Below are 8,392 nucleotides of genomic sequence, written 5' to 3'. Positions count from 1 at the left end.
CGCTTACTTTTTTGCCGCTTTTGGCAAGAAGAGTGAGGAAGAGCGCTACGCCTACAAGAGCATCACGGCCATAGTGGGCAGCCGGATAGATCACTCCGCCGTTGCCTTCGCCGCCGATCACGGCGCCGGTTTCTTTCATCTTGGTGGTCACGTTGACCTCGCCGACTGCCGCTGCTGAGTATTCGCAGCCGTGGCGGTGTGTCACATCGCGTAAAGCTCTCGAAGAGCTGAGGTTGGAGACGGTAGAGCCGGGAGTGTGGGCGAGCACATAGTCCGCGATGGATACAAGGGTGTATTCCTCGACAAACATTTCGCCGTTTTCCATAACAATGGCAAGACGGTCTACGTCAGGATCGACAACAAAGCCTACATCAGCCACACCTTTGGCCATGAGACCTGAAATTTCAGTCAGGTTCTGGGGAATGGGTTCCGGAGTATGGGCGAACTTGCCGTTGGGCTCGCAGTTGAGTTCGATGATGTTCTTTACGCCGAGCGCGCGCAGAAGCTGGGGGATGACAACGCCACCGACTGAATTGACTGCATCGACGGCGACTGTGAAGTCTGCTTTGCGGATAGCTTCGACATCGACAAGGTCGAGGGCGAGAACCTGTTCGATATGACGCAGGTTGTAGGTGTTGTTGGTATATTCGTGGCCGAGGTCATCGACTTCAGCGAAAGTATAGGCTTCCTCTTCGGCGATGCGGAGCACTTCTTTGCCCTGGGCATCGTTAAGGAATTCGCCGTTTTCATTGAGAAGTTTGAGCGCGTTCCACTGCTTGGGGTTGTGGCTTGCAGTGAGGATGATACCGCCGCATGCTTTTTCAGCTACAACCGCTATTTCAGTAGTGGGAGTCGAGGCCGGACCGATGTTGATGACGTCGAAGCCCATTGCTGTCAGAGTTCCGACAACGATGTCATTGACCATTTTGCCGCTAAGACGTGCGTCGCGACCGACAACGATGGTGCGGTTCTGGCGGCTGGTGTTTGCTGCTATGAATGTTGCGTAGGCGGCAGTGAATTTGACAATATCAAGTGGGGAGAGGCCGGTGCCGGGAGCTCCTCCAATTGTACCGCGGATTCCTGAGATGCTCTTGATGAGTGACATGAGTGCTATTAGATCATTGATTTATAATAAGTGATGGTGTAAAGGTAGGGGACTACGTATGACATGTCGCTTTCCGGACCGGCCTGCGACTTGACAACGATGTTTACCTTTGAGTTGTAGCCGAGGAAGCGAAGCGGCAACTGGATGCCGGTTCCGTATTGGGTCGATTCGCTCACGCTTGTGTTTTCAAACAGGAAGAATGTCGACTGTGAGTTCATCGAGTCGGCGTTGCCGGATCCGATGAGCGAATTGTCTGCACCTACCACGTAGTAGAACAGATTGTAGCGTGTGAAGCGGAAATAAACCCGGTCATCTTTCTTGGGTTTTTCGTCAGTGCCGACTGAGATCACCTGCATGTAGACGTTTGATTCATCGTCAATGCGGTAGTAGGGGGCATCTTTGGCCGGGTCTTTTTCAAGGTCGGCCATGATCTCCACGAGGGCCTGCTCATAAGCTGTTTCATCGGCAGCTTCCTTCCCTGATTCTTCGAATATCTTTTCGGCAATCTCCCGGCGGGTGATGAACACGGAGTCTGAGGGTACATAGTCGACCACATGGTGGCGTACCAGAAAGTCGTTGACCGCGTAGTTTTCATCAGCGAGAAGTTCTGCGTAGCTCTTCGAATCGTCGCATGAACTTGTCAGAAAAGCCAGTGCGAGAAGTGTGAATATTGGGAAAATTAATTTTTTCATTGAAGATATTTATCGTATGTTGGAATGATTTCAAGTAATTTCTGGAGAGCCTGTCCGAGCGGGCCTTTGAATTCGCCGCCGGCTGCGTTGGTGTGTCCTCCGCCTCCGAAGTGCTCTTCGCAGATTCGGCTCACTGAAAAGTCACCTTTGCTTCGCATCGAGACTTTCACGCAGTCTTTGGCATCTTCACGCAGAAATACGGAATAGGTGATTTCCGGAATCGATAGCGGGACGTTGACCAGGCCTTCGGTGTCTCCTTTTGAGTAGCCGAATTCTTTCAGTTCCTCCTCGCTGAGCATTATGACTGCGGCGCGATGCCGGTCAAGAATCTCCATCCGGTACTGGGCGAAGCCCATGATGCGGATTCTCGACTCGGATGACGTGTTCATCACGAGTTTGTAGAGATTGTCCTTGTCGATCCCCTTGCGCATCAGGTCATGGATGATCAGATAGAGGTCAGGATCGTTTGAATTGTAGGAGAAGTTTCCGGTGTCGGTCATCATGCCTGTGTAGATGCAGGCAGCTGAATTGCGGTTGAGATAGCGTGTCCATCCGGCCTGCCAGAGAAAAATGTAGAGCAGGGCAGAGGTGGACGACACCTCCGGTCGCGAAATGATTATCTCGCTGTCAATGCGTGGCTCAAGGTGATGGTCAATGACGACTTTTTTTGCCGTAGATTTCAGGATGGCGTCTGAGAGTCTGTCAACTCTTTCGATGTCGTTGAAATCAAGGCAAAATATGAGGTCGGCGGCGGCGATCAGTTCGTGTGCGCGGTCGCCGTTGCGTGTCGCGGCTGTAATGTCACGGACTCCCGGCAGGAACTGGAGGCTGCGCGGGGCGCAGTCGGCGGTAACTACATTGGCGTTCTTGCCAAGGGCTTTGAGCACAAAACAAAGCGCGCATGATGATCCCAAGGCATCTCCGTCAGGACTGACATGGCAGGTGATGACGATGTTGCGTGATGCCAGCACAAGTTGTTTGACCCGGTCGACAATCGCCGGATCAAGCTCTGTGAGAAAGCGTGAGTGTCTCTTTGTTTCTGCCATAATGACTGCAAAATTACAAAAAAGTCGTGGATTTTCAGTCGTGCAAAAAAACTAATTATTATTTATTGGCTTTTCAGGAGCTTATTTTTTCGGTAATATCAGCAGGAAGCGTGAGCCTCGTGTGTAGCTTTTGTCAAGTACAACGTCGCCTCCGAGGATTCTCGCCAGCAGGCGTGAGATTGTCAGACCGAGACCTGCGCCCTGGGTCTCCTTGTCGAGTTTTACAAAGCGCTCGAATATCACTTCTCTTTTTTCATCCTTGATGCCGATGCCGGTGTCTGTGACGCTGAAGATGACGGTTTCCTTTTCGTTGTCAACTCTGTAAGCGAGAGTGATGCTTCCCTTGCTGGTGAATTTGGCTGCATTGGTGAGCAGGTTGAGCAGGATCTGATGGACGCGCTGAGGATCGGTGAAAAGACTTATGTCAGGCGATGCGGCGTCAAACATCAGAGCCACCCCCGGACTGAGCCTGTGGCGCACTCCGTCAAGGACCATTGTGCAGAGCGGCCGCAGTTCGACAGACCGGTTGTGGACCGGAACCGAGTCACTGTCGATTTCAGAAATGTGGAGCACATCGTTGATTATCGTTGAAAGCAATTCGCTGTTCAGTTCGACCAATGACGAGAAGCGTTCGAGATATTTTTTATTTGAGGCGTCTGAACAGTCGGTGATCAGCTTGCAGTATTCGTTAATGGCTTTCAGGGGTGCTTTGACTTCATAGCTCATGTTTTTGATGAAGTCGGTTTTCATGTAGTTCGCTTTCTGAGCCTGATCACGCGCTTTCAGCAGATCTGTTTTTGATTTCTCAAGATGGATGCTTTCAGCCCGCAGTGCTTTGTTGCTTTTGTCAAGAGTCCGGACCAGTTCGCGGTTTTTGCGGTAGAGTCTGAAGAGGATTGCGATGAAAACCAGCAATATCAGAATCGCAATGGCGGCAGTCGTCACGATGGTCTTCATGTTTTCGGCTTCGGAGTTCTGCTTTTCCAACCGGAGTTTGTCATAGTTGTTGCGGATCTCGTATGTGTCATAGATGACCTGGAGCTCTTTATATTTTTCGTCAAGGCGATCGCTGAGATAGTCTTCAAGCATCCGGTTATATTTCAGTGAAGCCTGGAGCTGAGTCTGCTTGTCTCCGGTGGCCTGTGCACATTCAATCTGATGTCTGAGCAGTGACATCAGCCGGCTGGAGTTCTCGGCGATATAGGGGGTGTCAATACATCCGTTTATGTAGTCCAAGGCCTTACGGTAATTCTTATGGGCCATGTTGTAGTATATCTGCGGGCCGGGGAAGGTGCTGTTGGTCTGACAGACAGTGGAATCCTTGCTGACGAGCTGTTGGGTCAGCTTATAGTATTTCTCTATTTCCGGGGCGGAGAGTTTTGTGTAGTTTGAGAGGATCCGCTGATAGATGATATATCGGTTGGCATCATAGTTGCGGAATCTGCGGCCTCTTTCCCGGTATTGTTTTTCCAGTGTCTTTATTGCTTCCAGTGTTTTCAGATCGGCTTGATAAGACTTTTCGAACTGGGATGTGGAACTATATATGAGAGCCGCGTGTACGTAATAGGCATTATGGAGCGAGATTGCGGATGACGGGAGTTCCTGGATCAGAGAGCCGAGTTTGTCAAGATAGCGAGAGAGCAATGCTTCTGAGCTTGTATGTCCGAGCAAGGTGCAGATTGCATGCAGCAATACGATCCTGTCATAAAGATCGGCGGGCTGGTCCATCGTATAGGTGTGGATGAGTTCCTGAAGAAGCTCGTTGCGTTTGTTGTCGTCGGCGTGGTTGGCTCTATGGATGTTGCGGGTCAGTTTCAGAAAGGTTCGAGTTTCTTTCAATTCATCGGTGTTGGCCCGATAGGGACTGTCTTCTGTCGGTGAGGGGCCATCATGAAAATAGAGGGTCTTGTTGTAAAGCTCCATGAGCATTGAGTCGTTGCGGATGTAGCGGTTGGCAAGCTGACGTAGGATGTTGAGCGCAGCGCTGCTGTCTCCCGCGCGGTTTGCCACATCGAAAATTTCAAGACCCAATAAAGACCCTTCTCCGCGAGGCAGGACATCAAAGAGATTTTCCATGATCCTCAGGGAGTCTGTCGGTGTTGAGGCTTCTGACAGATTACTGTACAGCGAATCTGCGATTTCCTCGGATGTTTTTTCTGTCGCTACGGTGTTTGTGGCTGTCGTAAGCAGGAACAGACATCCGAGCAATATTCCTTTTGTGTTCATGATGGTAGATCAGTAGAATTTGAGTTGTAAACACCTGGCTCAGAGGAGCGTTTTTGGCTTTCTGGAGTCTGAAATTCAGATGTCCTTCCGTTTTTGTGTGATTCAGACATCAAGTTCAAGCCCCGGACGCTTTACGACGGTGATGATTTCGTCCGGAGAATCGACGATATTGTCGGCGTGATGGTCGCGCAGTTCTTTCACCGAACGGAAGCCCCAGCTGACTCCGCATGAGTCAACGCAGGCTCTGCGGGCGGTTTCCATGTCTACACCTGAATCTCCGACGTAGAGGACCTTTGATTTGCGCGTCGGGCATTTGGACAGAATCTCGAAGACGATCGAGGGGTCCGGTTTTGTCGGTACACCCTCTTTGTTTCCCTCGACAGCCTTCCAGTCCACATCAGGGAAATAGTGTCTGACGAGCGAGACGACAGCCGACTGGTACTTGTTGGAGGCCACAGCCATTTTCACGCCCATTGCGCCGAGCTCTTTCAGCAGTTCCGGAATTCCGGGGTAAGGACGTGTGAGATCTGTCTTGTGCTCGTTGTAATACTCGGTGAATTTTTCGCGGACTTTTGCCACGGTTTCAGGAGTCTTGTCGTCTTCCGGCAGTGAGCGCTCGATGAGGCGTGTGATGCCGTTGCCGACAAATTTTGTATATGATGCGAGATTATGTTCGGGATATCCGAAAGCTCTGAGCGCATGGTTTGTCGCGGATCCGAGATCCGAAATGGTGTCGAGCAGAGTTCCGTCAAGATCGAAGATAACAAGCTGTTTCATTATGAGGCGATTTAAAAGGGTGTATACAAAGGTTGCTGATGGTGGAGAGCCTGCGGGCCTGTTGTCAGAACGGATAGCCGACGGCGAAATGGAAAGTGGCGTCGCGGTGCCAGTCCGGATGTATGATCGGCCATCGTTCCTGACCGGCAGCCGGGTTGTGGGCTTTCAGACCGAGGTCAAGGCGCAGAAGGAAGTAGGTGAAGTCGAAACGCAGGCCGAGTCCGTAGGCTGCGGCTATCTGTTTCCAGAATGTGTCGAAGTGGAATATGCCGCCCGGCTGGTTTTCGTAATTTTTGATTGTCCAGATGTTTCCCGCGTCGGCGAAGACACCGCCTTCGATGACCCAGAAGAGTTTTGCCCTGTATTCGAGGCTGAGGTCCAGCCGGATGTCACCGCACTGGTTGATGAAGTTTGACACGGAGTTGCGTGAGTTGTAACATCCAGGGCCTAATGTCCTGACACCCCAGCCTCTGACTCCGTTTGCGCCGCCCGCATAGAAGCGTTTTTCGAATGGGAGCACTGTCGAGTTGCCGTAAGGGATGCCGATTCCGGCGCCGACATGGAATGCCAGTGAGTGCCGCTGATTGAAATTGCGGGTTAGTGAATAGTCTACTTCGCCTTTGACATATTGCGAATAGTTTATACCGAAGATGTTATAGGCGCCGTTATGGCGTTTTCTGTCGGAGAGGTCTGAAATAGCGTAGAGCAGATTGCCGGCGGTCTCGATTGATGTGCGGACCGTGTAGATCATCGGCTGTAAGGTGTATTTGCGCAACAGAGACGATGGAATCCGTTTATTTGTGAAGTAATAACGGTAAGCCATGCTCATGATGAAGTGGTCTTCGTAGCTGTAACGCAAAAGCGGGTTGTCAGGGGCTATCTGGTCAAGGAAGTCAAGGGTTCTTTCAGGAAGATAGACATAGTTTATGTCGATAAGGTCGAAATTGTGGCGACGGGTGTTGTTGCGGTTGACCCATTTGTATTTCCAGGCGGCGCCTGCAATGATGCGCGTATATTCCGGGCGTTCCTGATAGTTGAACGAGAGGGCGAACTCAGTGTCAACGTTGAGCCGCTGCCTTACACGCTGAGATGCGAACGGGAACTCGAATTTCGGGAATGTGATGCCAACTTCTCCGGCATACTCCGTGTATCTGTTGTTGATCAGGCCGTTGAATTTGCCTGAAAGACTTTCATAGTTCATGCGCAGACGGGCAGTCAGGAGCTGAGAGCCTTTTGCAAGATTGCGGTGCTGATATGTGGCTCCGAGACCGAAGCCAAGATCGCCTTCAGAGTTAGTCCCTTCGACGTCGAATGTTATCGACTGTTTTTTGTTTCTTGAAAGCAGGATGTAGGCATCAAGTTCTTTGCGTCCGTTTTCAGTCTTGGCAGGAACAAGTTCGATGTTTATGGACTTGAGGATTCCTAAACGGGCAAGGGCCTCATAGGTGCGGTCGACTTCCGAGGCCTTGTAGATACTGCCCGGTGTGATGAAGCATTTCTGATGCAATGCGCCTGGTGTGAGGTAATGGTCGCGGCCATAGATCACTGTGATATCCTTGTAGCTGACAGTGTCGCCTTTCAGCTCTCCAATCGCAGTGGCATTCGCACCGTCGGTTGCAAAGATTATGCGGTTTATATAATATACGTGGTGGTTCGTGGCGCTGTCGGTTGCCTGCCGTATAGCTCCCTGTGTGCGCGGTGCTCTGACCGTGAGGGTCAGATCGACATCTTTGTTGAATTCGGATGTGTCGGCATAGAATGTAATATACTCTTTGGAGAAAGAATAGTATCCGTGTTCTCGCAGGCGCTGGGTGATCAGAGCCCTTTCCGAGTCAAGATTGTCGCGGTCGAATCGGTCGCCGGGACGGATTGTGAACTGAGCCGAGTCGCTCATGATTATCCGTCTGACGGCCGTGTCGGGAATTTCATGGCTGATGGATGCTATGCGTCGCGGCTCACCGGTGGAGACCATGTAGTTTACCTTGATTTTTTTTTCGGTCGGGAACATCAGGGTGTCGGCCACAACCTTAGCTTCGAGATAGCCACGGTTGACAAGGGCAAGTTGCAGTTGTCTGGCCGAGGCATCGGTCAGCGACTGGGAATAGATGACAGGAGGCTGTCCCATGCGTCTCACCCAACGGTTGTACCATTTGGTCGTGTCTTTGCCTGAAAGGTTATATGTCCCAAGCTGGAGTTTCCAGAACCCCAACACTTCATGGTTGGGTGATTGTTTCAGATAATTGACAAGGTCGTGGCTCGTGACTTCTTTGTCGCCTGAGATCTTGATGCTGACATCATCAAGCATGTATTTTCCGGCAGGAACATGACGCGTCGCACTGCAACTCCACATGAAGATAAGAGCACACAGTGACAATACGATGATCAGAATTTGCGGTTTTCTACGCATATTAATATGCAAAGTTACATTTCCGCTGTCAAATAACCAAGCAGATGTCTCAAAATCGAATAAAATCGCAGTTGAACCGGTCGGGCCTGCAATATGCTGTGAAACATAGTCTGAGATGTCTGTTTGTATATTATTCTCA

The 8,392-nt window shown here is 50.8% G+C and carries 6 protein-coding genes; all 6 read right to left on the bottom strand.

Going from position 1 to position 8,392, the window contains the following annotated elements; genetic code table 11:
• A partial coding sequence (locus K2H17_RS01330) for a phosphoglucosamine mutase (protein WP_300130483.1) occupies nucleotides 1-1,105 on the bottom strand: 1,105 nt, incomplete at its 3' end.
• 8 nt (nucleotides 1,106-1,113) lie between these two features.
• On the bottom strand, nucleotides 1,114-1,797 hold the full coding sequence (locus K2H17_RS01325; protein ID WP_300130481.1) for a DUF4827 family protein: 684 nt from the start codon (nucleotides 1,795-1,797) through the stop codon (nucleotides 1,114-1,116).
• Nucleotides 1,794-2,843, bottom strand: coding sequence for a bifunctional oligoribonuclease/PAP phosphatase NrnA (locus K2H17_RS01320; RefSeq protein WP_300130479.1), 1,050 nt, complete (start codon nucleotides 2,841-2,843; stop codon nucleotides 1,794-1,796). The genes K2H17_RS01325 and K2H17_RS01320 overlap by 4 nt, the downstream gene beginning before the upstream one ends.
• An 81-nt stretch (nucleotides 2,844-2,924) precedes the next feature.
• The gene (locus K2H17_RS01315) at nucleotides 2,925-5,069 is read right to left on the bottom strand and encodes a HAMP domain-containing sensor histidine kinase (protein ID WP_300130477.1); all 2,145 of its coding nucleotides are present in this window, start codon (nucleotides 5,067-5,069) and stop codon (nucleotides 2,925-2,927) included.
• A gap of 102 nt (nucleotides 5,070-5,171) precedes the next feature.
• The gene (locus K2H17_RS01310) at nucleotides 5,172-5,846 is read right to left on the bottom strand and encodes an HAD family hydrolase (RefSeq protein ID WP_300130475.1); all 675 of its coding nucleotides are present in this window, start codon (nucleotides 5,844-5,846) and stop codon (nucleotides 5,172-5,174) included.
• A 64-nt stretch (nucleotides 5,847-5,910) separates the two neighbouring features.
• Nucleotides 5,911-8,253 (bottom strand): BamA/TamA family outer membrane protein, encoded by a 2,343-nt coding sequence (locus tag K2H17_RS01305; protein ID WP_300130472.1) that lies wholly within the window; start codon nucleotides 8,251-8,253, stop codon nucleotides 5,911-5,913.
• Nucleotides 8,254-8,392: the final 139 nt, after the last annotated feature.

The sequence above is a fragment of the Duncaniella sp. genome, assembly GCF_029054785.1.
GTDB lineage: Bacteria > Bacteroidota > Bacteroidia > Bacteroidales > Muribaculaceae > Duncaniella.
The sequence above is the reverse complement of the archived record's forward strand: the minus strand, read 5'-3'. Positions and strand labels throughout refer to the sequence as shown.

What these genes read in the sequence shown, in the direction of transcription:
- K2H17_RS01325 (WP_300130481.1), bottom strand. Translation starts at nt 1,797, where the DNA reads ATGAAAAAATTAATTTTCCCAATATTCACACTTCTCGCACTGGCTTTT.
- K2H17_RS01315 (WP_300130477.1), bottom strand. Translation starts at nt 5,069, where the DNA reads ATGAACACAAAAGGAATATTGCTCGGATGTCTGTTCCTGCTTACGACA.
- K2H17_RS01320 (WP_300130479.1), bottom strand. Translation starts at nt 2,843, where the DNA reads ATGGCAGAAACAAAGAGACACTCACGCTTTCTCACAGAGCTTGATCCG.
- K2H17_RS01305 (WP_300130472.1), bottom strand. Translation starts at nt 8,253, where the DNA reads ATGCGTAGAAAACCGCAAATTCTGATCATCGTATTGTCACTGTGTGCT.
- K2H17_RS01310 (WP_300130475.1), bottom strand. Translation starts at nt 5,846, where the DNA reads ATGAAACAGCTTGTTATCTTCGATCTTGACGGAACTCTGCTCGACACC.